Below are 26,319 nucleotides of genomic sequence, written 5' to 3'. Positions count from 1 at the left end.
TGTGAACAAAGGGAGAAGTGGAGAGGAGAAGGCCCATGGCCCTGGCACCCGCGCCGATTGCGACCGATACATTATGGGATGCGGAAGAGGCCGCATCGCCGGATGCCGCCGCATCCGCGCGCCCGCCCCATGCGATGGGTGCCGCCTATTGGGCGCTGTTCGTCATCATCCTGGCGACGTTCGTCACCTTCTTCGAACAGGTGGTGTTCGCCATGTTGGCGGAGCGGATCAAGGCGGATTTCGGCCTGTCCGATTCGCAGCTCGGCTTCCTAGCCGGACCCGCCAGCATCATCTGCTATCTGTTCGTCGGCATCCCGCTGGCGCGCCTGGCCGACATCTTCCCGCGCAAGTTCGTGCTGGCGGGAGGATGCGCGGCGCTAGGCATCATCACTTCATTAGGCGGCATCGCGCAGAGTTTCGGCCAGTTCGTCGGCACCCGCGTCTTTCTGGCTGCAGGCGGATCGGCCCATGCGCCGTCCTCCTATTCGCTGCTGGCCGACGCCTTCCCGCCGCGCATCCTGACCCGCGCCTTCGCCCTGCTGCAATTCGGCTTCATCGGCGGCACCACACTCGGCCCGGTAATCGGAGGCATGTTGATCTCCCATGCGGTGGGATGGCCGCCAACCCAGCATGGCGGCCTTACCATATTGGGCTGGCAATGGCTGATGATCTGGCTGGGCCTGCCCGCCCTGTTCGTCGCCCTCCTGTTCCTGACAGTGAAGGAACCGCCGCGCCATGCGCCCGCCCCCGACTCCATCACGCCGCCCGTTCAAGCCTCGCTGGGCCGCCGCATCCTGACCTTCACCGGCTTGGACGCCGCCAGGGCGATCCATGCCAAGCGCCGCGTCTATTATCCGCTGTTCGCCGGGCTGGCGCTGAGCGCGATCGAGGTGTTCGGCCTGCAATTCTGGCGTGTCCCCTTCATGATCCGCACCTATGGCTGGAACGAGGCGCAGATCGGCGCGGTGATGGGATCGATGACGCTGGTCGCGTCGCTCACCGGCCTGCTGCTGGGCGGCATCTTCGTCGAATGGCTGGCCAAGCGCCACGCCGACGCCAATGTCCGCGCCGCCGCCATCTTCTTCGGCTGCGTCACCATCTGCGCCATCCTCGCGCCATTGATGCCCAATGGCTATGCGTCACTGGCCGTATCCAGCATCGGCGCGATGTTCGGCATGGCCGGGGCCGTCCCGCAAAATGCCGCGATCCAGCGCGTTGCGCCCAATGCGATGCGGGGCCAGGTGACGGCGATCTACCTCTTCATGTTCACCTTCTTCGGCGCGATGGGCAGCTTCCTGGTGGGCCTGGTGCAGGACTATATCGTCGGCGATCCCAGCCAGCTCTGGAAGTCGCTGGTGATGACCGCCGGCGTGCTGCTGCCGATCGCGACGTTCTGCATGATCCGCGCCATCCGTCCCTATCGCGAGGAAGTGGAGCGACTGGCTGCGGAAGCCGTTTAATCTGTAAGTATTACATACAATGATAGGAGAGCAAATTATGTCCGACACCGACCGTATCGCCCGCCTGGAACAGAGCGTCGCCGACCTCAGCACCCGCCTGCAACGGCGCGAGGATGAACTAGACGTGCGCAAATTGCAGCATCTCTACGGCTATCTGATCGACAAATGCCTCTATAACGAAACCGCCGACCTGTTCACCGAGGATGGCGAAGTGCGCTTCTTCGGCGGCGTCTGGCGCGGCCAGGCAGGTATTCGCCGCCTCTATGTCGAACGCTTCCAGGCGCGCTTCACCCATGGCACCAACGGTCCGATCGATGGCTTCCTGCTCGACCATCCGCAATTGCAGGATATCGTCGACATCGATGCAGACGGCGTCACAGCCCATGCCCGCGCCCGGTCGATGATGCAGGCTGGCCGGCATAAGGATTATACCGACCCCTCCAACCCGATGCTCGGCACGCGCCAATGGTGGGAGGGCGGCATCTACGAAAATACCTACAAGAAGGTGGACGGCATCTGGCGCATCCAGATCCTGAACTACATGCCGCAATGGCATGCCGATTTCGACCAGGGCTGGGCCAATACGCCAGCCGAATATGTGCCTTTCCCCAAGATCACCTATCCCGAAGACCCGACCGGGCCGGACGCGCTGATCGAGGATCACTGGCTGTGGCCGACGCACAAGCTGGTGCCGTTCCACATGGTGCATCCGGTGACGGGCAAGGAAATCGTCGCCGAACGCTGGCAGGGCGATATCGACCGCGAACGGGCCGCGCGCGAAGCGGTGAGCGCCTGAACCCATGGCCTATCCCGACCTCTATCTGATGATCGATGGCCAGCGGCTGTCGGGCGGCGGGCGACGGACCCACAAGGTCGTCAACCCCGCCACCGGCGAGGCGATCGCGGACCTGCCGCTGGCCGATGCGGCGGACCTCGACGCGGCGCTGGCGGCGGCGCAGCGCGGCTTCCATCGTTGGCGCGATTCGACGCCCCATGAGCGGGCGGCCGTGCTGCAAGGCGCGGCCCGGCTGATGGTCGAGCGGCAGGAGGCACTCGCCCGCATCGCCACGCTGGAGCAGGGCAAGACGCTGGCCGAAGCACGCATCGAAGTGATGATGAATGTCGGCCTGTTCAACTTTTACGCCGGCGAAGTCTTTCGTCTCTACGGCCGGGCGCTGGTACGTCCGGCCGGGCAGCGATCGACCGTTACCAAGGAGCCGGTCGGTCCGGTCGCCGCCTTCGCGCCATGGAATTTCCCGCTCGGCAATCCCGGCCGCAAGCTCGGTGCGCCGATCGCGGCGGGATGTTCGGTCATCCTGAAGGCGGCGGAGGAAACGCCTGCGTCCGCGCTGGGGGTGCTGCAATGCCTGCTCGACGCAGGGCTGCCCGGCGATGTGGCGCAGGCGGTGTTCGGGGTGCCCGACGAAGTGTCGCGCCATTTGCTCGGCTCCCCCATCATCCGCAAGATGAGCTTCACCGGCTCCACCGTCGTCGGCAAGCATCTGGCGAAATTGGCGGCGGAGGATTGCAAGCGCACGACGATGGAACTGGGCGGACATGGCCCGGTGCTGATCTTCGCCGATGCCGATATCGACAAGGCGCTCGATACGGTGGTGGCGGGCAAACATCGCAATGCCGGGCAGGTGTGCGTATCGCCGACGCGCTTCATCGTGGAGGCCGGTGTCCATGATCGCTTCCTTGCCGGCTTTGTCGAGCGCGCGCAAAAGGTGACGGTTGGCGACGGCGCGGCGGCCGGCAGCGTCATGGGACCGATGGCCAACGCCCGGCGTCTCGACGCAATGGACCGATTGATTGGCGACGCGGTGGCCAAGGGCGCGCGCCTCGAAACCGGCGGCGAACGGATCGGCAATGCCGGCTATTATTTCGCGCCGACCGTGCTGACGGCCACGCCGCTGGACGCCGCCATCATGAATGAGGAGCCGTTCGGCCCCGTCGCCCTCATCAACGCCTATGCCGATGAAGCCGCGATGATCGCGGAGGCCAATCGCCTGCCCTATGGCCTGGCAGCCTATGCCTGGACCAGCGACGCCGCGCGCCAGCGCCGGGTCGCACGCGCGGTCGAGGCCGGGATGGTCGGCATCAATACAGCGATGATCGGCGGGCCGGATTCGCCGTTCGGCGGGGTCAAATGGTCAGGTCACGGCGCGGAAGACGGTCCGGAAGGAATCGACGCCTGCCTCGTCACAAAAGCCATTCACGAAGGATAAGCCATGACGCATGAACTGAAGACGGGCGGCGACCGCGGCTATCTGCGCATCGCGACGGAGGAAGCCTTCGCCACGCGCGAACAGATCGACGCTTATCTGCGCATGTTGCGCGACGGAACGGCCGATCGGGGCATGGTGTCGCTGTGGGGCTTTTACGGCCAGTCGCCGTCGCAGCGCGCGACCCAGATCATCGATCGGCTGCTCGACTTGGGCGACCAGCGATTGGCGGATATGGACGCGACCGGGATCGACGTCGCGATATTGTCGCTGACCTCGCCGGGCGTGCAACCACTGCTGGACGTCAACGAGGCCAAGGCGATGGTCGCCCGCGCCAACGATCATCTTGCCGAGCGTTGCGCCGCCCATCCCACCCGTTTCGTGGGCATGACGTCGATCGCACCGCAGGATCCGGACTGGTCCGCCGCCGAAATCCGGCGGGGCGCTGGCGATCTGGGGTTCAAGGGGGTGATGGTCAACAGCCATACCCAGGGCGAATATCTGGACGATGCCAAGTTCGACCCGATCTTCCGCGCGCTCGCCGATACCGGCCAGCCGCTCTATATCCATCCTTCGACCCCGCCCGACGCGATGATCGGGCCGATGCTGGACGCCGGGCTGGACGGCGCGATCTTCGGCTTTGGCGTGGAGACGGGGATGCACCTGCTGCGGCTCATCACCATCGGTATTTTCGACCGCTATCCCGACCTGCAGATCATCGTCGGCCATATGGGCGAGGCGCTTCCCTATTGGCTCTACCGGCTCGACTATATGCATCAGGCGGGCGTGCGATCGCAGCGCTACGAACGGATGAAGCCGCTCAAAAAGTCGATCCACGACTATATGCGGTCCAATGTCTGCGTCACGACCAGCGGCATGGCGTGGGAGCCGGCGATCACATTCGCGCAAAAGGTGTTGGGCGAAGACAGGGTCATGTATGCGATGGACTATCCCTATCAATATGTGGCGGATGAAGTGCGCACCCATGACCTGCTGGACATGTCCGACGAGGCCAGGCGCAAGCTGATGCAGACCAATGCCGAACGCGTGTTCGCCCTGTGACGATCAAGGCCCCTTCGCGCGCCACGGCCTATTATGCGCTGGCGCTGGTAGCGGGGACCAATCTCGTCAGTCTGCTCGACCGCAATATCCTCGCCATCCTCGCCCCCGCGATCAAGGCGGACCTGAACATCGGCGACGCGGAAATGGGGCTGCTCTACGGCACCGTCTTCGCGCTCTTCTACGCGCTGTTCTCGCTGCCGCTGGGGCGACTGGCGGACGGGTGGATCAGGACGAAGCTGCTGGCGATCACGATCGGCTTCTGGTCGCTCGCCACCGGCGGGGCGGCTTTGGCGACCGGCTTCTTCACGCTGATGCTGTCGCGCCTGTGCGTCGGCATCGGCGAAGCGGCGTCGCAGCCGGCCGGCACCAGCCTGACCTATGATTATTTCCCGCGCGAAAAGCGCGGGATGGTGATGGCGGTGATGGCCGCCGCGATCGCCGTCGGGCTGGGCGGATCGCTCATCATCGGCGGCATGGCAGCGCAATGGTGGGATGCGCGCTATGCGGCGGGCACGGCACCGCTCGGTCTGAGAGGCTGGCAATTCGCCTTCGCCGTCGCGGCGACGCCCGGCTTCCTCATCGCTTTCCTGATGAGCCGCCTGCCCGAACCGCAGCGCGGCGTCATGGACGGCATCCCGACCGCCCATGATCCCCACCCCTTCCGCGCCAGCCTGAACGTGCTGGGTGCCGTGACGCCGGGCTTTCATTGGCTCAGTCTGGCGCGCACGCGGGCGACGACCCGCGACTGGACGCTCAATATCGGCCTGCTGGCGCTGATCATATTGGCCGTGCTGTTGGCGATCCACTGGTCGGAATCCTTTTCGCCCCGTCCCCCCTTGCTGCTCGGCGGCGTGGCGATCAGCCCCCATGTCGTGCAATGGAGCGTGATCGGCTTTGGCGCCTTCGTCATCGCCAACCTGCTGCAAAATCTCAAGGGCCGCGATCCGGTCGCCTTCGCGCTCATCACCCGCAATCCCTCGCTGCTGCTGTGCATCGCGGCGGGGGCGTTGCAGAGCGTCATCAACTACGGCGTGATGGGCTTTACGCCCTCCTTCCTGATGAAAGGCTATGGCCTGTCGCCGGCCGACACCGGGTTGCAATTCGGCCTGCTGTCCGCCGGGCTGGGCGTCGTCGGGCCGCTGTTCGCCGGGCCATTGTCCGACCGGATCGGCGCGCATCGCCTGTCGCGCCGGGTGTGGGTCGCCCTGTTCGCCATGAGCCTGTCGCCGCTGATCGCGCTGTGGGTCTATCGTGCGCCGGACGCTGGTGATTTCTACCTGCGCTTCACCCTCTACAGCCTGATCCTGACCATGTGGATGCCGCCGCTCTACGCCGTATTATTCGAACAGGTGCTGCCGCGGATGCGCGGTCTGACCGTCAGCCTCTATATCGTTGTGTCGACCATCTTCGGCCTGGGCATCGGTCCCTATGCCGTGGGGATGATCAGCGACGCGCGGGGCGGCGACCTGGGCGGGGCGATCCTGTCGATCAACTGGGTCGCGCCGCCGCTGGTGCTGATCCTGCTGGTGCTGCTGTGGCGGGTCGAACGCGACCATGCCAGCCTGCTCCCCCGCGCCCGGGCTGCAGGGGAGCAAGTATAGGTTTCTGGCTTTACGCGATTTCCGAGTCGTCAGATGATTGGCTTCGCCAAACTGCGTTTCCATCTGACTAGAAATCGCTCTAGGCCGCCAGCCCGATCTGGTCGGCCGTCGCCCAATTGCCGTGCAGGCCAAACCGCAATCTTATCGGGATACGGATTTCCGCAATCGGTCCCTTGGCGATGTCCAGCGCGTCGAACAGCAGCAGATCGCTGCGATGCTCCTCCAGCCGGTTGCACACCTGCACGATCCAGCCGTCACCTTCCGCAGCATTGGGGCTGCGCGGGATGAAGCAGGGTTCCTGCAATGACGACAGCGGCCCGCACCACCATGTCTGCTCCACGCCGGTCCGGTGATCGATCAGGCCCAGCGTGTTCATCAGCATCCCCGACGGACTGCCGCCCTTCAGTTCCACCGGCCTGGTCGGGTCGATCACCAGCAGCCAGCCATAGCGATAGGGCAGGCCGGTCTGACGATCGTCGATCCGGGGAAATTCGCCCATCATATTGGTCAACCGCTGCACGCTGGCGAAATCCTCGCCGTTGGACGCCATGTCGACCGTCCAGCGGGTCAGGAAACTCGCCGATTCCGGCCCGTTGAACGGTGCGCCATGGATGTCGGGAAAGAAGGGGAACATGTTGTTCTTCGCTTCGGGCGTGTCGAAATGGATTTTCGTGCCCTCCTGAAAGGCGTTCATGACATGGCTGGCGAAGCAATTGTCGCGCTTGAACCAGCGTATGTCCGCCGCGGTCGCATCGGCCCGGCGCGGCAGCACGCCCAGATAGACCGGCAGCGTGGTGTCGAAACCGAAATGCGGCAGCCCCTGCTCCAGCCGTTCCCAGTTGGACGTGCTGGGCACGACATGGAACAGCGCATAATCGGGCGTGATCGCGAAGTCGTGCATCATCGCATAATAAGGGAGTTCGAACCACAATTCCTGCTTCAACACCCCGTCCGGCGACACGACATAATAAGTCATGTCGCGCGTCAGCACCCCCTTGGCCGCATAGCCAAAGGCGATCATGTCGCCGGTTGCAGGGTCTATCTTCGGATGGGCGGTGAAGGTCTGCCCGGTCATCGCGCCATCGAACCATGTATAGCCGTCCGTCTCCAGCGTCGCCGGGTCCATCACCAACGCCGGACTATCTTCTTTCAGCGCATAGAGTTTCCCGCCATGGATGAAGGCGGTGGTGTTGGCGGTGCCGCGTATCTTGCCCTGCACCGCCTCGTCGTCGGTCAGCGGATTGCGATAGGCGCCGAACAAAGCCTTGCCCGCTTCATGCTCCAGCTTCCATTTGTCGGTCTTCGCCCAGCGCTGGCGGAAATCGACCTTGCCGTCATGAAAGCGGAACATGGTGATCATGCCATCGCCGTTGAAGGCGATGTCGTCGCCCAGCCGGGGCGGAAATTGCGGATCGGGTTGCACCCGGTAGAAGGCGCCGTCCAGTTCGGGCGGCACCGTCCCCTTTATGTCCAGATCGGCGATGTCCGCCTCGATCCGCGAGGGCGTGTTGAAACCCGTGAAGGACGCTGTGTCCGGAAAATGCGCCACGTCTGATCCTCTCCCTGTTCTGGTTGAAGATATTGTATGTGACACTCACATTTTTTCAAGGCCAAGGATTGACGGGCCATCGCTTACTGCGCACACTGTTACTATGAATACCATGAATGACCTGGAACCGCTCGACCTCTTCCCCGACCCTCGCCTCAGCGGCATAGACGGCCTGGTCGGTTTTCATATTCGACTGGCAAGCGCCGCCGTCTATCAACATTTCACCGAAACCTTCAGCGACCTCGGCCTCACCCAGAAGCAGGTTGCCGTCCTCTGGCTGATCGAGGATCAGCCCGGCATCGCTCAAGCGGATATCGGCCGCCGCTTGAAAATGGACCGGGCGAGCGTGATGGCCATCGTCAATCGAATGCAGGACCGCGGTTTTCTGACCCGCGGCGCGTCCGCGCAGGATCGCCGCCGCCAGACATTAAGCCTGACCGACGGTGGCCGCGACTCGCTGACGCAGGCCCGCGCATGCATCGCCGAGCATGAGAATTGGCTGAAGGCGCGGTTCAGCCCGGCCGAAACCGCGATGCTGGTGGAACTGCTGCGGCGCGTCTACGTCTGAACGCACCATTGGCGGAACAAAGGATTTTCAGGGCTTTCTCTCTCCGCCCCTGATCATCCTGTCACTGCCACTACCACCAATAGAAACAACAGCATTATTTGCCCTCTCGCAATGAAGGCAAATAGTGCGACAATGTTCGTTGCGAGGTCGATGAGGCTCTTGCATCGGATAAAATTGTATGTCTTACTAACAATCGACGCACAGCAGCGTCACAGGCGGGTCACGTTCGGACAGGACGGATCTCAAAAGCCGGATTAGGAGAGGGGATTACCCATGCAACACGATCTTCGTGCAATGATGTCGCGCGCCCTGTTGGCGTCAGCCTCCATCCTCGCAATCACTACACCAGCGTCGGCGCAATCATCGGCCCAACCGCCCGCGGCCGCCCCGCAGGCCGCCGAGCAGGATGGCGCGTCGCAAAGTTCGGTCGCCGATATCGTCGTTACCGCCCAGTTCCGCGCCCAGCGGTTGCAGGACACGCCGATCTCCATCACCGCCGTCGGCGCCGCCGAGCTGGAGGCCAAGAGTCAGACCAACCTGGCGCAGATGGCCGATTCCGCGCCCAACGTGTCGTTGAAGCCGCAGGGCGCCTCTTTCGGCCCGTCCATCACCGCCTCGATCCGCGGTGTCGGCCAGAACGACTTCAACCCCGCTTATGAACCGGGCGTCGGCATCTATATCGACGATGTCTATTATCCGCAGTTGACCGGCGCGGTGTTCGAACTGCTCGACCTCGACCGGGTCGAAATCCTGCGCGGGCCTCAGGGCACGCTGGCCGGCCGCAACGCCGAGGGCGGCGCGATCAAGCTCTATTCCAAGCGTCCGTCGGGCGATGGCGGCGGCTTCGTTGAGGTCAATTACGGCATCCGCAACCGGATCGGTATTCGCGCCGCCGCCGATTTCGGCATCACCGACACGCTCGCCGTCCGCATCTCCGGCGTCGCCAAGCAGCAGGAAGGGTTCGTCGACCGGATCGATTATGGCTGCGCCAATCCCGGCAGCGGCATTCCCTCCACCCAGCCCGCAGGCGACTGCACCATCAGCAAGCTGGGCGGCGTGGGCTATCAGGCGATCCGCGCCATCGCCTTCTGGGAACCCAGCGACAAGCTGGATGTCACGGTCATCGGCGACTATACCCGCGACGAACATACGATCGCCGGCGAAGTGCTGATCGCGACCAACCCCGTCAATTCGCCCAACACCAATCCGGCGCCGGGCGTCGTCTATGACGACCGCTTCATCTGCGGTCGTTATTGCAACTATATCGGCACCGGTCAGCCCGCCGGCGTGTGGACACCGCCGATCCCGGTCGATCCCTTCGGCGCGGCGGGCACGCCGCTGGCTGCGACGCAGGGCACCGACCGCAGCCTCTACAAGGGCTGGGGCGTGTCGGGCCAGATCAACTATGCGCTGTCCGATGCGTTCAAATTGTCGTCCATCACCGGATACCGCACCTTCAACACCCAGTTCGATTCCGATGACGATATATCCCCCGCCAATATCGGTTTCGGTCGCAACTATCTGGAAAATTGGAGCTTCAGCCAGGAAGTCCGGCTGAACGCGGAGCTGGGCGACAATCTCAACGCCACGGTCGGCGGCTATTATTTCAAGCAGAAGTCGACCTATGACTCGCTCCAGGACATCCGCTACGTCCCGGTCTATCCGCTGCAATTCCGCCAGCCCGACCCGACCAAGGCGGAGGCCACGGCGGCGTTCGCCCATCTGTCCTGGAAGCCGATCGACCGGCTGACCTTGAGCGGCGGCCTGCGCTACACGACGGAAAGCAAGGACCAGACCTATTATCGCCTGAACTATGACGGGACGGTCAACCGCTTCCTCGATCCGGTCGGCGCGGCCTATGGCATCGGCTATTCGGGCGCGGACACGCTCGACTATAATGGCAATGGCAACACCACCGAAACCGTGACGGCATTGTCGGGCCTTACCGCCCATTATAGCGCCAAGCGCTGGGACTATCGCATCGCGGCCGACTATCGCCTGACCGACAGCCTGATGGTCTATGGATCGGTATCCACCGGCTTCAAGGGCGGCGGCTCCAACCCGCGCCCTTTCAACACGCAGCAGGTCATCGCCTTCCGCCCGGAAAAGCTGACCGCCTATGAAATCGGCTTCAAGAGCGACTTCTTCAATCGCCGGGTCCGGTTGAACGCCGCGGCCTTCATCAACGACTATATCGATATCCAGATCCCGGTGCTGACCTGCCCCGGCGCACCTTGCGCCGCGCGGCTCAACGCCGGCGATGCGCGGGTCAAGGGGTTCGAGGCGGAACTGTCCGCCTACCCGATCGACGGCCTCGCGATCGACGCCTCGATCAGCTATCTCGACTTCAAATACAAGGCGAGCAGCCTCGATCCGGCAGCGGCCTATCCGACCAATCCGGGCGGCGTGTCGGCCAATGATCCGCCGGTGTCGCCACCCTGGAAGTTCAGCGTCGGCGCGCGATATAAGATCGATCTGGACAAGGCCGGCAGCCTGACCCCGCGCTTCGACGTCACCTATGAAGACAAGAAGTTCGGTGGCGCCGCAGTCATCAGCGGCGTCCGCGTCCTGAACTTCGTGCCTGCCTACACGCTCGCCAATGCGCGGCTGACCTGGCAGAATGCGGACGAGGATCTCGACGTCTCGTTCGAAGTCACCAACCTCTTCGACAAATATTATTATCTCTCCGTGTTCGACCTGCGCGGCGCGGGCGCGGGCGTGCGCAAGGCGCGCCCCGGCAATCCGCGCGAATGGGCGATCACGGTGAAGAAGAAATTCTAAGCCTCCCCCTCGGTCGGTCGGGCTGCGCACGCCCGGCCGGCTTCTTTTCGGAGACCCATCCGGCATGACCGACGTCACACTCTATCACTGGGAACCCAACGCCAATTCGGGCAAGCCGATGCTGGCGCTGTTCGAAAAGGGCGTCGCGTTCGACAGCCATTATCTCGACCTGCTGAATTTCGACCAGCACCGGCCCGATTATCTGGCGGTCAATCCGCTCGGCACTATCCCGGCCATGACCCATGGCAAGCTGGTGCTGACCGAATCCACCGCCATCATGGAATATGTGGATGAGGCGTTCGACGGCCCGCGCCTGATGCCCGCCGACCCGGTCGACCAGTGGCGCACGCGCTGGTGGATGAAGTTCATGGACCAGTGGCTCGCCCCCAGCTTCTCGATGATCGGCTGGAGCGTTTTCGTCGGCCCTTCGGTGCGGCAGAAAGACCCGGCGGAGTTGGAAGCGGCGATCGACCGCATTCCCATGCCCGAACGGCGCGTCGCCTGGCGCAAGGCGATCCATGGCGCCTTTTCGCCAGAGGAAATGACGGAATCGCAACGGCGCGTAGCCCTCTGCATCGGCTATCTGGAACAGGCGCTGGGCGAGCGGCAATGGCTGGCGTCGGACGAATATGGTCTGGCCGACATCAACGGCTTCAACCTCGCCTACGCCATGCCCTTGTCGCAGCCGCAGCTCTGCAATGACGAACTGACCCCCCACATCATGCGCTGGCTGCGCGCCATCTATGCGCGCCCCGCGACCCGCGCCTGCTGGGCGTTGGGCCGCACCGACCTCGCCCGCCGCATCTCCCTGCTCGAAAGCGAACCCGCATGACCGGCATCCTCTATCACGGCCAGCCCAATGGCCCGTCCTTCACCGTCCTCGCCGCCGCTTTCGAGAAAGGCGTCGATCTCGACCGTAGGCCGATCGATCTGGTCGCAGGTGAACGCCATGGCGCCGCCCTGCCCCACCCTATCGAAGTCGACCAATCGATCGAGGGCGAAGGGCCGGTCCTGATCGTGGGCGACGTTGCGATGACCGATAGCGTCTTCCTCGCCTGCTATCTGGACGAGGTGGGCAGCGGCCCCGCGATCCGCCCGGCCGATCCCTATGCCCGCTGGCAGATGATGGCCTGGTGCCGCTATGTGATCGAGCGCGTGGCCCCCGCCGCCGCCGCGCTGGGCAACGCCGCCGCCCCGCCAGCTTCGGTCCCCGCCGGCATCGCCAGCGCAGACCTCGCCGCCCGCTGGTCGCAGGCGGTGGAAGGCAAGGTGGACGAAGCCCAACTGGCCGACAGCCGCACCAAGATCGCGCAGGCGGTCGAGAAGCTGGAAGCGCAACTGGCCGACGGCCGCGATTGGCTGATGGGCGATTTCACCATTGCCGACCTTGAAACCCATGCCTGGTTGGCCGGAATGCGCGGCCTCGTGCCCGAGGCCTTCGCCGCCGCACCGCTGACCGACGCCTGGGAAGCGCGGCTGCGCGCCCGCCCCGCCGTGGCGCAGGCGCTGGGCCTCGCCACCGTTCCTGAACCCGAAGCGATCTGGGCCATCGGCCCGGAGATCAACCGCTGGGGCTGATGAGATGCGCGCGATCGATTATTTCGACCGGGGCCATGATCTTGGTCCGGAACGCCCCTGCCTGATCGACGCGGAGAGCGGCGAGGCGCTGAGCTTCGCGGCGGTCAGGGCGCTGACGATCAAGGTCGCCGCCGCCCTCCATGCGGCGGGCTTCCGCAACCAGCAGCCGGTCGCGCTCTATGGTCCCAACAGCGCGACGATGATGGTCGCACTGCTCGCCATCTGGCGCGCCAATGGTCAGTGGGTGCCGGTCAATACCCGCAACGCGATCGACGCCAATGCCGCCTATCTCGACTATGTCCGCTGCGGCTGGCTCTTCTATCACAGCAGCCAGGCGGAGGACGTGGCGGCACTCAAGGCCCGCGTCCCCAGCCTGACCCGTTTCGTCTGCCTAGACCGCGCGCATGATGGCGATCCCTCGCTCGACCAGTTCATTGCGAACAGCGAGTTGGACAGCTTGCCGGACTTTTCCGACCCCTTCGGCAAGCCCGACGACATCGTCGGCCTCTTCCCCACCGGGGGCACCACCGGCCCATCCAAGGGGGTGGTGGTGACCAATCTGGGCTGGGGCACGATGATCGAGACGCTGGCACAAGCGGTCGACGGGCGCACCGATTCACCTGTCTCGCTCGTTGTCGCACCGATCACCCATGCGGCCGGCCCGGTGGCGCTCGCTACCCTGTCGCTGGGCGCGACGCAGGTGATCCTGCCCGGCTTCGAGGCGGCCGCCGTGCTGGACACGATCGCGCGCCATCGCGTCACCCATGTCTATATGCCGCCGACCGCGCTCTACAACTTGCTCGACGCGCCGGAACGGGTGGGCAGCGACACGTCTTCGCTCAAGATATTCCTGCTGGTCGGCTCCCCCGTCTCGCCGGAGAAATTACGGCAGGCGGTGGAGATATTCGGCCCCTGCCTCTGCCAGGCCTATGGCCAAGTGGAATCGCCGATGATCGTCACATGGCTCTCGCCGGAGGATGTGGCAGCGGCGGCGTCGGGCGACCGGCCCGAACGGCTAGCCAGTTGCGGCCGGCCCAGCCGCTCCGTCCGGGTCGCGATCATGGGTGAGGACGGCGCGCTGCTGCCCGATGGCGAGGCGGGCGAACTGGTGGTGCGCGGCGTATTGGTATCCCGCGAATATTATGACATGCCCGATGCCACGGCCGAAGTCCGCACCCATGGCTGGCACCATACGGGCGATATCGCCCGGCGCGACAAGGACGGCTATCTCTATATCGTCGATCGCAAGAAGGACATGGTCGTGTCCGGTGGCTTCAACGTCTTTTCCGCCGAGGTGGAGGCCGCCGTCACGGAATTGCCCGCCGTGCGCGAATGTGCGGTGATCGGCATTCCGCATGAAAAATGGGGCGAGGCCGTCCACGCCATTGTCGTCGCCGACAATATCGGTGAAACAGAGATCATCTCCCATGCCAAGGCCCGGCTGGGCGGGGTGAAGGCGCCCAAGAGCGTCGCCTTCGTCCCCGCCATTCCCCGGACTGCCGCCGGAAAGATGGACAAGAAAGCCCTGCGCGCCGCCTATTGGACCGGCGCGCGGATGGTGAACTGAGCGATTTCTAGTCAAATGGCACATTTGACGGCTTGGAAATCGCGACAAACAAATGAACTGAGCGAGATGCAGACATCCGCTCGACAAATGGAGAGGAAGAGGATGCGGGTCGCGATTGCGCTGCTGTTGGGAACGAGTCTGGCCCTGTCGGCCTGTGGCAAGGGCACGAGCCAGGACGTTACTGCCCCTGCCTCCACAGGCGGCGTGGACGCCGCCCGGATTATCGCCGCCAAGCCCGCCGAATGGCTGTCGACCGGCCGGACCTATGACGAGCAGCGCTTCAGCCCGCTGTCCGCGATCAATCAGGACACGGTCGGCAAACTGGGCCTCGCCTGGTCGGCCGACATGGACACCAATCGAGGGCAGGAAGCGACGCCGCTCTTCATCGACGGCACGCTCTATGTCTCGACCGCCTGGAGCATGGTGAAGGCCTATGATGCGCGCAGCGGAAAGCTGCTCTGGTCCTATGATCCGGAAGTGCCGCGCGACACTTTGGTCAAGGCCTGCTGCGACGCGGTCAATCGCGGCGTGGCGGCATGGGGCGACAAGATTTTCGTCGGCACGCTCGACGGCCGGCTGATCGCTGTCGATCGCAAGAGCGGCAAGCCGGTCTGGAGCAAAGTCACGCTCGACCAGACGAAGAATTACACCATCACCGGCGCGCCGCGCGTGGTGAACGGCATGGTCGTCATCGGCAATGGCGGCGCGGAATTCGGCGCGCGCGGCTATGTCGCCGCCTATGACGCCGACACCGGCATCGAAAAGTGGAAATTCTACACCGTCCCGGCCCAGCCCGGCACGGAAAAGGAGCCGGATTACCTCAAGAAAGCCGCCGCGACATGGTATGGCGAGTGGTGGAAGCAGGGCGGCGGCGGCACCGTGTGGGACGCCATGGCCTATGACCCGGAGCTAGACCTTCTCTATATCGGCGTCGGCAACGGATCGCCCTGGAACCAGGCCTATCGGTCCGATGGCAAGGGCGACAATCTCTATCTGTCCTCGATCGTCGCGGTTCATGCCAAGACGGGCGAATATGCCTGGCATTATCAGACCACGCCCGGCGACAGTTGGGATTTTACCGCCACCCAGCATATCATGCTGGCCGACATGGAGATGGGCGGGCAGAAGAAGAAAGTGCTGATGCAGGCGCCCAAGAACGGCTTCTTCTATGTGCTGGATCGCACCAACGGGAAGCTGCTGTCGGCGAAGAATTTCGTGCCGGTCAACTGGGCCAGCGGCATCGACATGAAGACCGGGCGCCCGATCGAAAACCCGGAAGCGCGCTATTACAAGACCGGCAAACCCTTCATCGGATCGCCCGGTGCGACCGGCGCGCATAGCTGGCACCCTATGGCCTTCGATCCCAAGAGCCAGACCGTCTTCATCCCCGCCAACCTCGCCGCCTTCCCCTATATCCCGGAAAAGGGATGGAAGGCGAACAAGCTGGGCTTCAATGTCGGCGTCGATATCGCGGCCGCCGCCATGCCCGCCGACAAGACGGTACGCGACGCGGCGATGAAGGCGACCACCGGGGCGCTCATCGCCTGGGACCCGATCGCGCAGAAGGAAAAATGGCGCGTCTCCTACAAGGGGCCGTGGAATGGCGGCCTGCTCGCAACCGGGGGCGACCTGGTGTTTCAGGGGACGGCAACAGGTGACTTCAACGCCTACGCCACCAAGGATGGCCGCAAGCTCTGGTCCTTCCCGGCGCAGACCGGCATCGTCGCAGCCCCCATCAGCTATGAACTGGACGGGCAGCAATATGTGGCGGTGATGGCCGGCTGGGGCGGCGTCTGGGCGCTGGCGCCCGGCATCCTGTCCGACAAGAGCGGTCCCAGCCGCAACATCAGCCGGCTATTGGTATTCAAGCTGGACGGCAAGGGCGCGTTGCCAGCGCCGCCGCCCCATTCGGCGATGCCGCTCGATCCGCCGCCCTCCACCGCCAGCGCAGCGGACATAGCCGCCGGCGGCGCACGTTTCGGCCGCTATTGCAGCACCTGCCATGGAGACGCCGCAGTTGGCGGCAGCATCGTCCCCGACCTGCGCCGCAGCGCCGCGCTGAACGACAGGGGCACATGGCAGATGATCGTGCATGACGGTGCGCTCAAGGATAATGGCATGGTCAGCTTCGCGTCGATCTTCTCAGCCAAGGAGATCGAAGATATCCGCGCTTATGTCATCCATCGCGCCAATGAGGACAAGACACTGGAAAGCAAGCCCAATGCCCGTTGATCCGACGAAGGTTATCGCCATCGACGTCCATGTTCATGCCGAAGTGTCGTGCCATGATCCCGAAGACCCGGTGATGGCCAAATATTTCGACGCGGCGTCGGCCTATTTCAAGGCGGACCGCAAGCGGCCGACCATTCCCGAAACCATCGCCTATTACCGGGCGCAAAATATCGCCTTCTGCCTGTTCACGGTCGATTGCGAGAGCGGGATAGGGGCCAAGCGGATCAGCAATTACGAGGTGGCGGAACTGGCCGCCAACGACAGCGACATCGTCATCCCCTTCGCCTCGATCGACCCGCGCAAGGGCAAGTTCGGCGCGCGCGAGGCCCGCGACCTGGTCGAGAATTATGGGGTGAAGGGCTTCAAGTTCCACGGCATCATGCAGGATTGCCACCCGGCCGACCGGGTTGCCTATCCCATCTATGAAGTGATCGCCGAATATAAGCTGCCCGCCATCTTCCATACCGGCCATTCGGGCATGGGGACGGGCATGCGCGGCGGCGGCGGGGTGCGGCTGAAATATGGCCAGCCAATCCTGGTGGACGATGTCGCGGTGGACTTTCCCGACATGAAGATCATCCTGGCCCATCCGAGCTGGCCCTGGACCGACGAAAGCCTGTCGATGGCCCTGCACAAGGACAATGTCTTCATGGACCTGTCCGGCTGGTCGCCCAAATATTTCCCCAAACAGGTGATCCAGTACGCCAACACACAGTTGAAACATAAGATGCTGTTCGGCTCCGACTGGCCGTTGATCCGCCCTGAAAAATGGATCTACGCCGCGCGGGAAGCGGGCTTCCGCGACGAGGTGCTGCCGCTCATCATGAAGGATAATGCGGTCAAGCTGCTGGGGCTGTAATCGGGATCCGGCTGCCTTGGGAATAGCGAATGGATTGGCTGTTTGCGAAGACTCCAAAGCATATCCCCATCGAAATTCCATTTAATTATCGACATTAGCTGTTGCGCCAATTGACAGGGCCGACGTCTTCGACGGATAAGTGAGCGGATGCTGCCAAAGCTACTCTGAAAGGGTAATGATGGAACTTGATTTGAACAGCATACCGTCCGATTTCGAGGGTAGACGCCAGCATGCTCTGAATAAAATTCAGGACCACATCGAACCTGGTGCCCATGCAGGTCGGTTTCTGGATATTGGATGTGGATCAGGCAACGGCGTCATTGCGGCATTACAGGCAGGATTCAAAACGGCAGTAGGCATAGATCGTAGTTTCACAGGATTTTCTTGGTTCATTATTGAAGAATTCGATAAAATTTGCAAAGTCTATGATATTGATGCCGCACGATCATTGATGATCGAAGCAGATATATTCAAATGCAAGCTTCAGCCAAAGAGTTTTTCATGCGTCATGATGCTCGATAGTATTGAGCATGTTCCCAATCCTAAAGCCTTTATCGATGTAGCTGCAAACTATGTCGCGCCGGGAGGTTACTTCCTTCTCGATACCTGCCCCCTATTCTACTCCAATGTCGGACATCATTTATTTGATGACTTTGGGCCAGAAAAATTTCCATGGGCGCATCTCCGAAAGGATTTCACCAATCTTGTCGAAGAGCATAAGGTTTCTTCTTGGAGCATGCAGTATTTTGAAGAATTGAACAAAGTTACTCATGCAGAACTTATCAGATATGTTGTCGACGCCGGTCTTGAGATCATAAAGGAGCATAAGCAGCTTCCAACACAAGAAACCATGGCATTATTAGAAGAAAATCGCGATTTTTTGAATTTGGAAGGCGTCGATGAAGCAACATTGTTCGAAGACTGGATCTTGCTTGTTGCCCAACGCCCAACCGATAAGTGAAATGAACCAGGACTACAGGCTAAAAGGATGTTCTGCCTGACCCGCCTTGCTTGGTGGGGCATATCCAATGGAGCTGGTGATAGACACCATGGCATCCACTGAAATCTCCCGAAAAAGCTGACCGGGCGGCCCCCTTTATCCACCCGGCCAGAGGCATTTTCAGCTGTCGACCTTTTCCCGTTTCTCGCCGCCCGGCACGCCATGGGCGACGCGCTTTTCATAGTCGGGATCGTCTTCGGGCCGCGCGACTGCCGCCATCACCCGTCCGTGTATCTCCTCCAGCGTGCCGTGAAATTCCGGATAGGGCAGGATGTAGAGTTGGTTCGCCTCCACGCCCTTCAGCACATATTGGGCCAGAACTTCCGGCTCCATGCCGACCGCGATCACCCGTTTGAGATGCGCCATCACTTCGGGGTCTGCACCATAATATCCGCTATTCTGCTGATGCGCCGGCCGGGTCAGCACCGCTTCATGGATATTGCTGTTGACCGCGCCGGGACACAACATCGATACGCCGATGCCATGATCGGCCAGGTCCAGCGCCAGGCATTCGCTCAGGCCCCGGATCGCCATCTTGGAGGTGCAATAGATGCCGGTCCCCTTGAGCGCGACGAAGGCGGACATCGACGCGGTGTTGACGATATGCCCGCCCTTGCCCCGCTCGATCATGCGCGGCACGAAGGTCTGGATGCCGTTGATGACCCCCTTCAGATTGACGTCCAGTTGCCAGTCCCAATCGTCATAGGTGGCGTTCTGGAGCGAGCCGAAGATCGATACCCCGCCGTGTTGAACAGCAACTCGACCGGCCCCAGCTTTGCCTCGACATCGTCGGCGGCGCGGGCATAGGCGGCGCGGTCGGTGACATCCAGCTTTACCGCCATCACCGCAAGTTCGCGCCTCTCGAACCAGGCCATCGCCTCGTCCAGATGATCCTGCCGGATGTCGGCGATCGCCACCTTGCATCCCGCCTGCGCGAAGACCTTTGCCTGGCCCAGCGCCACGCCCGATCCTCCGCCGGTGATGAAGGCGGTGCGCCCCGCAACCTGCGTCATGCCGCCAGTTCCCTCGCCTTGCGCCGCGCCAACTGGTCGTCGAACACCGGATTGCCGAGCAGGAAGCCGATTTCCTTCGCCCGGTCCTGATTGATCGTCTCATCGGGGAAGGACGCCAGGATCGCGTCGAAGCGCGTCCGCATCCCGGCGGCGAATTCGGGGTGGGTCAGGATGTAGAGGTCGTTGGCACGGATGCCGGCCAGCACCCGTTCGCCAACCTCGTCCGCGCTCATCCAAAGCGGCGACACGGGCCGCTTTTCCAGTTCCTCCTCGCGCTGGCGATAGCCGCTATCCTCGCGATATTCGGCGGGACGCAGTTCGCCGCTATGCGCGATATTGCTCTGCACCGGGCCGGGCATGAAGGCGGAGACGCCGATATTCTCCGCCGCCAGTTCGCCGCGAATGGCCTCGGAAATGCCCAGTACGGCCGCCTTGGCCGCGGTGTAGATGGCCGAATAGCCGATCGGGATCAGCGCCGATTGGGACGATGTGGTGACGATCTGCCCGCCCTCGCCATGCGCCTTGATGCGCGGCAGGATCGTGACCAGACCGTTGATGACCCCGCCCAGATTGACGCCCATGCCCCAGTCCCAATCGTCGAAACGCGCGTTCAGCACCGGCCCCATCACACCCACGCCGGCATTGCCGATCAGGATGTGAATCTTGCCGAAGCGCGCCTCCGCCGCATCGGCGGCGCGGGCGAAACCGGCACGGTCGGTGACGTCCAGTTGCACGGTTTCCACCTGTCCATCGGCGGCCAGATCGGCCTTCGCCTGCGCCAGGGCGTCCTCGCGAATGTCCGCGATAACCACATTGGCGCCGGCCCGCACCAGCGCGCGGGCTATCCCTAGGCCTATGCCGTTCGCGCCGCCGGTGATGAAGGCCGTGCGGCCGCTGACGTCGCCCATGGGCGCTGCTGCTGTCTGTGTCATATCGATCCTCTCCCTTATTGTTTCAGGCCCAGCATCGCCCGCGCTTCGCCGGCACTGGCGACATCCGCGCCGATGCGTTCGATGATTTCGACGCCCCAGCGCACCAGGTCGGCATTGTCCTGCGCCATCCTGCCCTTGCGCAGGTAGATCGTATCCTCGAATCCCACGCGGATATTGCCACCCAGCAGCGCGGACTGCGCCGCCATGGGGAAGCTGTGACGGCTGACGCCAAAGCCGGTGAACTGCGCGCCGCGCGGAATCTGGTTCCTGGAATAGAGCATCGCCTCGGTGGTCGCGGGCAGGCCATATTTGGTGCCCAGAACGAAGGTGAAGGGCACATTCTTGGGAATGGCGCCCTTGGCCATCAGATCGTCGGCGAAGACGAAGTCGCCCGCCTCGAAACATTCGATCTCCGGCAGCACCCCGGCGTCCTGGATCATATGCCCCATCTTGGTGATCATGGGGTCGAGGTTGATCGCCACCCCACCCCATAGCTGCATCGTGCAGATATCGAGCGTGCACATATCGGGCTTGAGATCGAGAATATGTTCCAGCCGCCGTTCGGCGGTGAACATCAAGGTGCCGGGGCCGCAGACGGCGGGATCTTCATCCCCCTGCATCCAGGTACAGCCCGGCCCGGTGGTGACGTTCAGGATCACTTCGTTGTTCTTGGCGCGGATCAGGCCGACGACCTCGCGATAATCGTCCAGCGCCTGTGACGGGTCGCCAGTCTCGCGATCCCGCACATGCAGATGGATGATCGCCGCGCCCGCCTCCGCCGCCGCCAGCGCTTCGGCCGCGACATGATCGGGGCGGAAGGGGAAATTGGGGTGCGCCGGGATCGGCGAACTCCCGGTCACCGCGCAGGTCACAAATAGCTTGCCAGCCAATCTTACTCTCCTGTCCAGTCTCGGCTATGCTGCCGATCGCAGACCACAGGGTCTTGCAGAGGCGACGGCCCGCAAGAAGGCCGGTGGATGTCCCATTATTGCGAGTAACTGGATAAGGCATGGCACAAAGGGAAGAATTGTCGCGGTTCCTGAAAGCCGCGCGGGCGAAGCTGGCCCCGGTCGAGGTCGGCCTGCCCGCCGGCGAACGCCGCCGCACCCGCGGCCTGCGGCGCGAGGAGGTGGCGACGCTCGCGGGGATGAGCGTGACCTGGTACACATGGTTCGAGCAAGGGCGGGAAGTCCAGCTATCCGCGCCGATGCTGGAACGATTGAGCCGCACCCTGCGCCTGAGCGCCAACGAGCGCGAATTCCTCTTTGCCCTGGCCCAGCATCGTCCGCCGCCATTGGCGCGCCGGCCGGACGAAACGATCCATGCCGGCACCCAGCATCTGATGGATGCCTTGTCGATCCCGGCGCTGGTGATCGTGGAGGACTGGACGGTGATCGGCTGGAACCGGCTCGTCGGTCGGGCTTTTCGCGATTACAGCAAATTGCCGCGGGAGGAGCGCAACCTGTTCCGCATCCTGATGCTGAACCCGCGCTACCGCGCCGACCCGGAGAAATTCCAGGACATGTGCCGCCGGCTGATCGCCCGTTTCAAATGGGACTATAGCCGCACCGCCCAGCCGGAAGTGTTCGAAGGCATCATCGCCGACATGATGGAACAGTCCGAATTTTTCCAGCTTTATTGGCAGGAATCGGAGATCATGGCGCATTTCGAGGACACGAACATCGCCGACATGCCCGGTGTGGGTGAAATCATGTTCCGCCACACCAGCTATGCGATCGAGGAAGCGCCGGGCCAGCGCCTGCTGCTGTTCGCGCCGCTGGACGACGTCAGCGCCGCGCGCCTCGCCAAGCTGGTGGCGGAGACGGAGAGCGTCGCCGCCTGACAGGTGACGCTCAGTTGGTCTCGCGCTTCAGTCGATCAGCCAGCGCCGCAATCTCATCCGGCTCCAGCAGCCAGGTGCGCGTCTTGCGCCCCTCGCGATGGACAGGCTGGGTCAGCAACACGCGCGCCTGCGCCTTGGCTTCGGGCTTGTAGAGGCCGAAATGGACGGCACAGTCGCGAATCGTGCCGATCAGCGGCGGCTTGCCGTCCAGGTCGATCATGGTCGCGGGCTGATCCCAGGGGATGGCGGCGACACCGGGATATTTCTGTTCCATGGGACGAAGCGACACCATTTCCCGGCGTCGAAATCAAGGCCTAAGCGATTTACCGGGGGAATCGCCCCACCAAACTAGCGCAGCAACGCCATCAGGATCGGGTCGCGCGTGGCGCCCGGATCGCGGCGAATCTCCGCCTCCTCGCGCCCGATCGCCCGAAATATCGCGTCGCCGATCTGGCCGGAGACGTTGTCGGCCAGCGCCGCATAATCCCGGCCGCCGCTGGCGGAAAGCGCGGCAGACAGCATTTCGAACATGTCCGACCGCAACGCGCGCGACGCGCCGGGTAGCAACGCTTCGACCACCGAGCCGCGCGCTTCGCGCGCCAGCAGGTCCGTCGCTGCTGTCGGCCCGCCACGCAGCACCGACACGGCGTCGGCCAATGTCATGCGCTGCACCGCGTCCATCACGATCGGGGTCGCATTATCGGCGAGGTCGACCGCGACATCATTCAGCGATCGCGCAACCTGATTGCGCACCGCATTGGTGCGCAGCAGTGCAGACAGCACCGCGCCGCCTTTGCCGCCGCTCAGGTCGGGCGGGACGATGCGCGTCAACTGGTCGTCATAGAAGCCGCCCGGTTCGGTCAGCCGGGCAAAGGCCCGCTCGCTTGACAGTTGGAGCAGGCGGCGCACGGCATCCTCAACCGTATAGCGGCCCATCGGCGTGGCGCAGGCGGCCAGCGGCAACAGCGCCAATGCCGCGATCAGGCTGCGCCTGTCGGAAAGGCCGAATGATTGCTCCATGACGCATCTCCCTTTTTTGCAGGGGACGCTATGGCGTGGTCAGGCTTGCCGGGCGCTGAACGTGGATAAGGCCATGATCTCCGTTCGCTTCGAGCGTGTCGAGAAGCGGCTGGCACTGCACGAGCGTTTGTTGCTATTTGGCGAACAACGCCCTGACGGCATCCGGCACCCGCTCCGCCCGCAATCCCCCCGGTCGGCTGGCGTCGGGCGCTGTCCATACCCGCTTTTCGACACATTCCACGCACAGCCGCCCGTCCAGCGACAATCGGTGCGCCACGGTGAAACTGCTGTTGCCGAAGACCGGCGCGTCGGCCTCCACCAGCGTGTCGTCGCCATAGGCGGTCGGCACGAAAAAGCGCGCCGACACATCGACCATCGGGAAGCCGGCGAAGGGCATGGTCGCCAGCATCTGCCGCTTCTTGGGCAGGCCGGCATGCTCGAACAGCAGCATGGTGCTCTCGCCGAAAATGTCGAAATATCTCGGGGCATGGACGATGCCGGCGGGGTCGCAATGCCCCCATTCGATGCGGACGATCCGCTGGAGGAAGGCGCTCACGCGAGGATAGTCTTTCCTTGCTTCGTGGTCTTCTCCGCCATGTCTTCGTCGGTCGGCGGGGTGGGGATGAGGAGCCCGCGCTGCACCGCGGGCCGCGCTGCAATCCTGTCGAACCAGCGCTGAAGGTTGGGGAAACCGCCCATGTCAACGCCGGCCCAGTCATGGCCGCGCACCCAGGGGAAGCAGGCAATGTCGGCGATCGAATAGTCGCCGATCAGATAATCGCGGGTCGCGAGGTGCGTGTTCATCACGCCGAACAGGCGCTGGCTTTCACGCACATAGCGGTCGATCACCGATGGCAGTTTCTCGTCGAAATAGCGGTTGAAAACAGTCGCCTGCCCCATCATCGGGCCGAGGCCGGACATCTGCCACATCACCCACTGGATGACACGGCTGCGGTCCTGCGCGTCGGTGGGGATGAAGCGGCCGTATTTCTCCGCCAGATAGAGCAGGATCGCACCAGATTCGAAGATGGCGAAATCGCCAGCGTCATGATCGAGCAACGTCGGGATGCGGCCATTGGGATTGAGCGCGACATACCAGTCCCGTTTCTGGACGCGATCGGTCAGCGAAATCGGCGTCACCTTATAGGGCTCGCCCAGTTCCTCCAGCAGGATCGACACCTTCCACCCGTTGGGCGTCTCCGACGTCAGCAGTTCCAGCATCATTCTCTCCGGCTTTTCTTGTCACCATCCAAAGCAAAGCCTTGACTCCACCGCAAGACGAGTGGCGGCGCTATCATTGAAACTGACAGGTTAAGCAGCCCGCGCTGCCGGGTAGTTCCGCTGATAGTATCGACAGACGACTTGCGGCCTGCCGGATCGATGGCCAGTTTCATGCCTGAAGGCGCACCAGACGCCATAACCATAAGGTGAGGATGAACAGCGCATGTTGACGCTCTACAGCTTCGGTCCGGCTGCCAACAGCCTGAAGCCCCTGCTGGCCCTGTATGAAAAGGGGCTGGATTTCACGCCCCGCTTCGTCGACCCGACCCGGTTCGAACATCATGAGGATTGGTTCAAGGCGATCAACCCGCGCGGCCAGGTGCCGGCGCTGGACCATGACGGCCATATCATCACCGAATCGACGGTGATCTGCGAATATCTGGAGGATGCCTTTCCGAATGCCACGCGCTTGCGCCCGACCGATCCGGTGCAGATCACGGAGATGCGCGTCTGGACCAAATGGGTGGATGAATATTTCTGCTGGTGCGTGTCCACCATCGGCTGGGAACGGATGATCGGCCCGATGGCGCGCAAGCTGTCCGACGCCGAGTTCGAGGAGAAGCTGAAACATATCCCCATCCCCGAACAGCGAGCCAAGTGGCGCAGCGCCCGCGCCGGCTTCCCCCAGGCGGTGCTGGACGAGGAAATGCGCAAGATTCGCGTGTCGATCGACCGACTGGAACAGCGGCTGGCGCAGAGCCCCTGGCTGGCGGGCGACGACTATACGCTGGCCGATGTCTGCAACTTCGCGATCGCGAACGGGATGCAGTTTGGCTATGCCGACATCGTCAACAGGGAGGCGACGCCGCATCTGGTCGCCTGGATCGATCGCATCAATGCCCGCCCGGCAGCGCAGGCCATGTTCGCCAAATCCAAGAGCGAAATGCCGCCCCGTCCCACCGCGACGGCGGCCTGATCCATGGGCTGGCAGGATGAACCGGCCGCGGGACGACTGCGCATGTACCATATTCCCGGCTGCCCCTTTTCCGAACGGATCGAGCTGCTGCTCGATCTGAAGGGATTGCAGGGCATCATGGCCGATCATGAGATCGACATAGCGCAGCCCCGCCCCGACTGGCTGCTCGCCAAGACGCGCGGCACCACCGCGCTGCCGGCGCTGGAGCTGGAAAATGGCGCCACGTTGAAGGAGAGCATGGTCATCATGCGCTATGTCGAGGATCGTTTCCCCGATCCGCCGGTGGCGCGGCAAGACCCCTATGAACATGCGGTCGAAGCGATGCTGTGCGCAACCGACGGGCAGTTCACCGGCGCGGGATACCGCATGATCCTCAACCGCGATCCGGCCATGCGCGAGGAGCATAAGGCGGAAGTGGACGCGCAATATATGCGGCTGGACGACTATCTGCGCCACTACGCCCCGAATGGCGACTATCTGTTCGACCGGTTCGGCTGGGCGGAGGTCGCCTTCACGCCGATGTTCAAGCGGCTCTGGTTCCTCGACTATTATGAAGCCTATCAGATCCCCCAGCATCTGACCCGCCTGTTGCGCTGGCGCGAGGCCTGCCTGTCGCATCCGTTAGCGCAGCGCCATCATAGCCATCGGGAACTGATGACGCTCTATTATGATTACAGTCAGGGCAGCGGCAATGGTCGCCTGCCCGAAGGCCGCGCCATCTCCAGTTTCGCACTCGACCCCCGCTGGGACAGCCGCCCGCTGCCCCCGCGCGACAAATGGGGCGCGCCCGCCACCGACGCCGAACTCGGCCTTCTTCCCGCATAAGGATTTC

Annotated in this window: 23 protein-coding genes and 1 pseudogene; 16 read left to right on the top strand and 8 right to left on the bottom strand. The window is 63.2% G+C overall.

Annotated elements, in window-relative coordinates; genetic code table 11:
- Window positions 1-35: 35 nt before the first annotated feature.
- The 5 genes from K9B33_RS19115 to K9B33_RS19095 are packed head-to-tail and all read left to right on the top strand — an operon-like array spanning window position 36 to window position 6,348.
- Complete coding sequence (locus tag K9B33_RS19115; protein ID WP_224550655.1) at window positions 36-1,460, top strand: MFS transporter; 1,425 nt, start codon at window positions 36-38, stop codon at window positions 1,458-1,460.
- 37 nt (window positions 1,461-1,497) lie between these two features.
- Window positions 1,498-2,256, top strand: coding sequence for a nuclear transport factor 2 family protein (locus K9B33_RS19110; RefSeq protein ID WP_224550654.1), 759 nt, complete (start codon window positions 1,498-1,500; stop codon window positions 2,254-2,256).
- 4 nt (window positions 2,257-2,260) lie between these two features.
- Window positions 2,261-3,688, top strand: a complete 1,428-nt coding sequence (locus K9B33_RS19105; protein WP_224550653.1) for an NAD-dependent succinate-semialdehyde dehydrogenase — start codon at window positions 2,261-2,263, stop codon at window positions 3,686-3,688.
- A gap of 3 nt (window positions 3,689-3,691) precedes the next feature.
- The gene (locus tag K9B33_RS19100; protein WP_224550652.1) at window positions 3,692-4,747 is read left to right on the top strand and encodes an amidohydrolase family protein; all 1,056 of its coding nucleotides are present in this window, start codon (window positions 3,692-3,694) and stop codon (window positions 4,745-4,747) included.
- A complete protein-coding gene (locus K9B33_RS19095) occupies window positions 4,744-6,348 on the top strand; it encodes an MFS transporter (RefSeq protein ID WP_224550650.1) in 1,605 nt (534 codons plus the stop codon). Before K9B33_RS19100 ends, K9B33_RS19095 begins: the two co-directional genes overlap by 4 nt.
- Before the next feature lie 79 nt (window positions 6,349-6,427).
- Here K9B33_RS19095 and K9B33_RS19090 read toward each other — a convergent pair whose 3' ends face one another.
- Window positions 6,428-7,897 (bottom strand): carotenoid oxygenase family protein, encoded by a 1,470-nt coding sequence (locus K9B33_RS19090; protein WP_224550649.1) that lies wholly within the window; start codon window positions 7,895-7,897, stop codon window positions 6,428-6,430.
- A gap of 112 nt (window positions 7,898-8,009) precedes the next feature.
- On the opposite strand from K9B33_RS19090, the gene K9B33_RS19085 reads away from it, so the two are divergent.
- The 8 genes from K9B33_RS19085 (at window position 8,010) to K9B33_RS19050 (ending at window position 18,443) form a co-directional block, all read left to right on the top strand.
- Entirely contained in the window at window positions 8,010-8,465 is a 456-nt protein-coding gene (locus K9B33_RS19085) for a MarR family winged helix-turn-helix transcriptional regulator (protein WP_224550648.1), read from the top strand.
- A gap of 273 nt (window positions 8,466-8,738) precedes the next feature.
- Entirely contained in the window at window positions 8,739-11,246 is a 2,508-nt protein-coding gene (locus K9B33_RS19080) for a TonB-dependent receptor (RefSeq protein ID WP_224550647.1), read from the top strand.
- A gap of 64 nt (window positions 11,247-11,310) precedes the next feature.
- Entirely contained in the window at window positions 11,311-12,078 is a 768-nt protein-coding gene (locus K9B33_RS19075) for a glutathione S-transferase family protein (protein WP_224550646.1), read from the top strand.
- The gene (locus K9B33_RS19070; RefSeq protein ID WP_224550645.1) at window positions 12,075-12,824 is read left to right on the top strand and encodes a glutathione S-transferase family protein; all 750 of its coding nucleotides are present in this window, start codon (window positions 12,075-12,077) and stop codon (window positions 12,822-12,824) included. Before K9B33_RS19075 ends, K9B33_RS19070 begins: the two co-directional genes overlap by 4 nt.
- A 4-nt stretch (window positions 12,825-12,828) precedes the next feature.
- Complete coding sequence (locus K9B33_RS19065; protein WP_224550644.1) at window positions 12,829-14,391, top strand: AMP-binding protein; 1,563 nt, start codon at window positions 12,829-12,831, stop codon at window positions 14,389-14,391.
- A 102-nt stretch (window positions 14,392-14,493) separates the two neighbouring features.
- Window positions 14,494-16,623, top strand: a complete 2,130-nt coding sequence (locus tag K9B33_RS19060; RefSeq protein WP_224550643.1) for a PQQ-dependent dehydrogenase, methanol/ethanol family — start codon at window positions 14,494-14,496, stop codon at window positions 16,621-16,623.
- Window positions 16,613-17,482: an amidohydrolase family protein gene (locus tag K9B33_RS19055; RefSeq protein ID WP_224550642.1), complete on the top strand. Its 870-nt coding sequence runs from the start codon at window positions 16,613-16,615 to the stop codon at window positions 17,480-17,482. The genes K9B33_RS19060 and K9B33_RS19055 overlap by 11 nt, the downstream gene beginning before the upstream one ends.
- A gap of 175 nt (window positions 17,483-17,657) precedes the next feature.
- Window positions 17,658-18,443, top strand: coding sequence for a class I SAM-dependent methyltransferase (locus K9B33_RS19050; RefSeq protein WP_224550641.1), 786 nt, complete (start codon window positions 17,658-17,660; stop codon window positions 18,441-18,443).
- A gap of 159 nt (window positions 18,444-18,602) precedes the next feature.
- Here K9B33_RS19050 and K9B33_RS19045 read toward each other — a convergent pair.
- From K9B33_RS19045 to K9B33_RS19035, 3 genes and pseudogenes are all read right to left on the bottom strand, one after another.
- Window positions 18,603-19,495: pseudogene (locus tag K9B33_RS19045) on the bottom strand (SDR family oxidoreductase).
- Window positions 19,492-20,427, bottom strand: coding sequence for an SDR family NAD(P)-dependent oxidoreductase (locus K9B33_RS19040; protein WP_224550640.1), 936 nt, complete (start codon window positions 20,425-20,427; stop codon window positions 19,492-19,494). The pseudogene K9B33_RS19045 and the gene K9B33_RS19040 overlap by 4 nt, the downstream one beginning before the upstream one ends.
- Window positions 20,428-20,441: 14 nt before the next feature.
- Window positions 20,442-21,317, bottom strand: coding sequence for a 3-keto-5-aminohexanoate cleavage protein (locus K9B33_RS19035; protein ID WP_224550639.1), 876 nt, complete (start codon window positions 21,315-21,317; stop codon window positions 20,442-20,444).
- A gap of 119 nt (window positions 21,318-21,436) precedes the next feature.
- Here K9B33_RS19035 and K9B33_RS19030 point away from each other — a divergent pair, with 119 nt between their 5' ends.
- Entirely contained in the window at window positions 21,437-22,270 is an 834-nt protein-coding gene (locus K9B33_RS19030) for a helix-turn-helix transcriptional regulator (protein ID WP_224550638.1), read from the top strand.
- Between the two features lie 10 nt (window positions 22,271-22,280).
- On the opposite strand, the gene K9B33_RS19025 is transcribed toward K9B33_RS19030, so the two are convergent.
- The 4 genes from K9B33_RS19025 to K9B33_RS19010 form a co-directional block, all read right to left on the bottom strand.
- Window positions 22,281-22,544 (bottom strand): hypothetical protein, encoded by a 264-nt coding sequence (locus K9B33_RS19025; protein WP_224550636.1) that lies wholly within the window; start codon window positions 22,542-22,544, stop codon window positions 22,281-22,283.
- Between the two features lie 74 nt (window positions 22,545-22,618).
- Window positions 22,619-23,290: a DUF4197 domain-containing protein gene (locus K9B33_RS19020; protein WP_224550635.1), complete on the bottom strand. Its 672-nt coding sequence runs from the start codon at window positions 23,288-23,290 to the stop codon at window positions 22,619-22,621.
- A 133-nt stretch (window positions 23,291-23,423) separates the two neighbouring features.
- Window positions 23,424-23,846, bottom strand: coding sequence for an acyl-CoA thioesterase (locus K9B33_RS19015; protein WP_224550634.1), 423 nt, complete (start codon window positions 23,844-23,846; stop codon window positions 23,424-23,426).
- On the bottom strand, window positions 23,843-24,514 hold the full coding sequence (locus tag K9B33_RS19010) for a glutathione S-transferase family protein (protein WP_224550633.1): 672 nt from the start codon (window positions 24,512-24,514) through the stop codon (window positions 23,843-23,845). Before K9B33_RS19010 ends, K9B33_RS19015 begins: the two co-directional genes overlap by 4 nt.
- Window positions 24,515-24,734: 220 nt before the next feature.
- Between K9B33_RS19010 and K9B33_RS19005 the strand changes: the two genes are divergently transcribed.
- Window positions 24,735-25,487, top strand: coding sequence for a glutathione S-transferase family protein (locus K9B33_RS19005; protein WP_224550632.1), 753 nt, complete (start codon window positions 24,735-24,737; stop codon window positions 25,485-25,487).
- Window positions 25,488-25,490: 3 nt separating this feature from the next.
- A complete protein-coding gene (locus K9B33_RS19000; protein WP_224550631.1) occupies window positions 25,491-26,312 on the top strand; it encodes a glutathione S-transferase family protein in 822 nt (273 codons plus the stop codon).
- Window positions 26,313-26,319: the final 7 nt, after the last annotated feature.

Origin of the sequence: Sphingobium sp. 3R8 (assembly GCF_020166615.1) — a bacterium.
Classification (GTDB): Bacteria; Pseudomonadota; Alphaproteobacteria; order Sphingomonadales; family Sphingomonadaceae; genus Sphingobium; species Sphingobium bisphenolicum.
The sequence above is the reverse complement of the archived record's forward strand: the minus strand, read 5'-3'. Positions and strand labels throughout refer to the sequence as shown.

Coding starts and splice junctions, on each gene's coding strand:
- K9B33_RS19005 (WP_224550632.1), top strand. CDS start 24,735: ATGTTGACGCTCTACAGCTTCGGTCCGGCTGCCAACAGCCTGAAGCCC.
- K9B33_RS19055 (WP_224550642.1), top strand. CDS start 16,613: ATGCCCGTTGATCCGACGAAGGTTATCGCCATCGACGTCCATGTTCAT.
- K9B33_RS19020 (WP_224550635.1), bottom strand. CDS start 23,290: ATGGAGCAATCATTCGGCCTTTCCGACAGGCGCAGCCTGATCGCGGCA.
- K9B33_RS19040 (WP_224550640.1), bottom strand. CDS start 20,427: ATGACACAGACAGCAGCAGCGCCCATGGGCGACGTCAGCGGCCGCACG.
- K9B33_RS19075 (WP_224550646.1), top strand. CDS start 11,311: ATGACCGACGTCACACTCTATCACTGGGAACCCAACGCCAATTCGGGC.
- K9B33_RS19060 (WP_224550643.1), top strand. CDS start 14,494: ATGCGGGTCGCGATTGCGCTGCTGTTGGGAACGAGTCTGGCCCTGTCG.
- K9B33_RS19080 (WP_224550647.1), top strand. CDS start 8,739: ATGCAACACGATCTTCGTGCAATGATGTCGCGCGCCCTGTTGGCGTCA.
- K9B33_RS19065 (WP_224550644.1), top strand. CDS start 12,829: ATGCGCGCGATCGATTATTTCGACCGGGGCCATGATCTTGGTCCGGAA.
- K9B33_RS19000 (WP_224550631.1), top strand. CDS start 25,491: ATGGGCTGGCAGGATGAACCGGCCGCGGGACGACTGCGCATGTACCAT.
- K9B33_RS19030 (WP_224550638.1), top strand. CDS start 21,437: ATGGCACAAAGGGAAGAATTGTCGCGGTTCCTGAAAGCCGCGCGGGCG.
- K9B33_RS19070 (WP_224550645.1), top strand. CDS start 12,075: ATGACCGGCATCCTCTATCACGGCCAGCCCAATGGCCCGTCCTTCACC.
- K9B33_RS19025 (WP_224550636.1), bottom strand. CDS start 22,544: ATGGAACAGAAATATCCCGGTGTCGCCGCCATCCCCTGGGATCAGCCC.
- K9B33_RS19105 (WP_224550653.1), top strand. CDS start 2,261: ATGGCCTATCCCGACCTCTATCTGATGATCGATGGCCAGCGGCTGTCG.
- K9B33_RS19050 (WP_224550641.1), top strand. CDS start 17,658: ATGATGGAACTTGATTTGAACAGCATACCGTCCGATTTCGAGGGTAGA.
- K9B33_RS19110 (WP_224550654.1), top strand. CDS start 1,498: ATGTCCGACACCGACCGTATCGCCCGCCTGGAACAGAGCGTCGCCGAC.
- K9B33_RS19115 (WP_224550655.1), top strand. CDS start 36: ATGGCCCTGGCACCCGCGCCGATTGCGACCGATACATTATGGGATGCG.
- K9B33_RS19010 (WP_224550633.1), bottom strand. CDS start 24,514: ATGATGCTGGAACTGCTGACGTCGGAGACGCCCAACGGGTGGAAGGTG.
- K9B33_RS19100 (WP_224550652.1), top strand. CDS start 3,692: ATGACGCATGAACTGAAGACGGGCGGCGACCGCGGCTATCTGCGCATC.
- K9B33_RS19085 (WP_224550648.1), top strand. CDS start 8,010: ATGAATGACCTGGAACCGCTCGACCTCTTCCCCGACCCTCGCCTCAGC.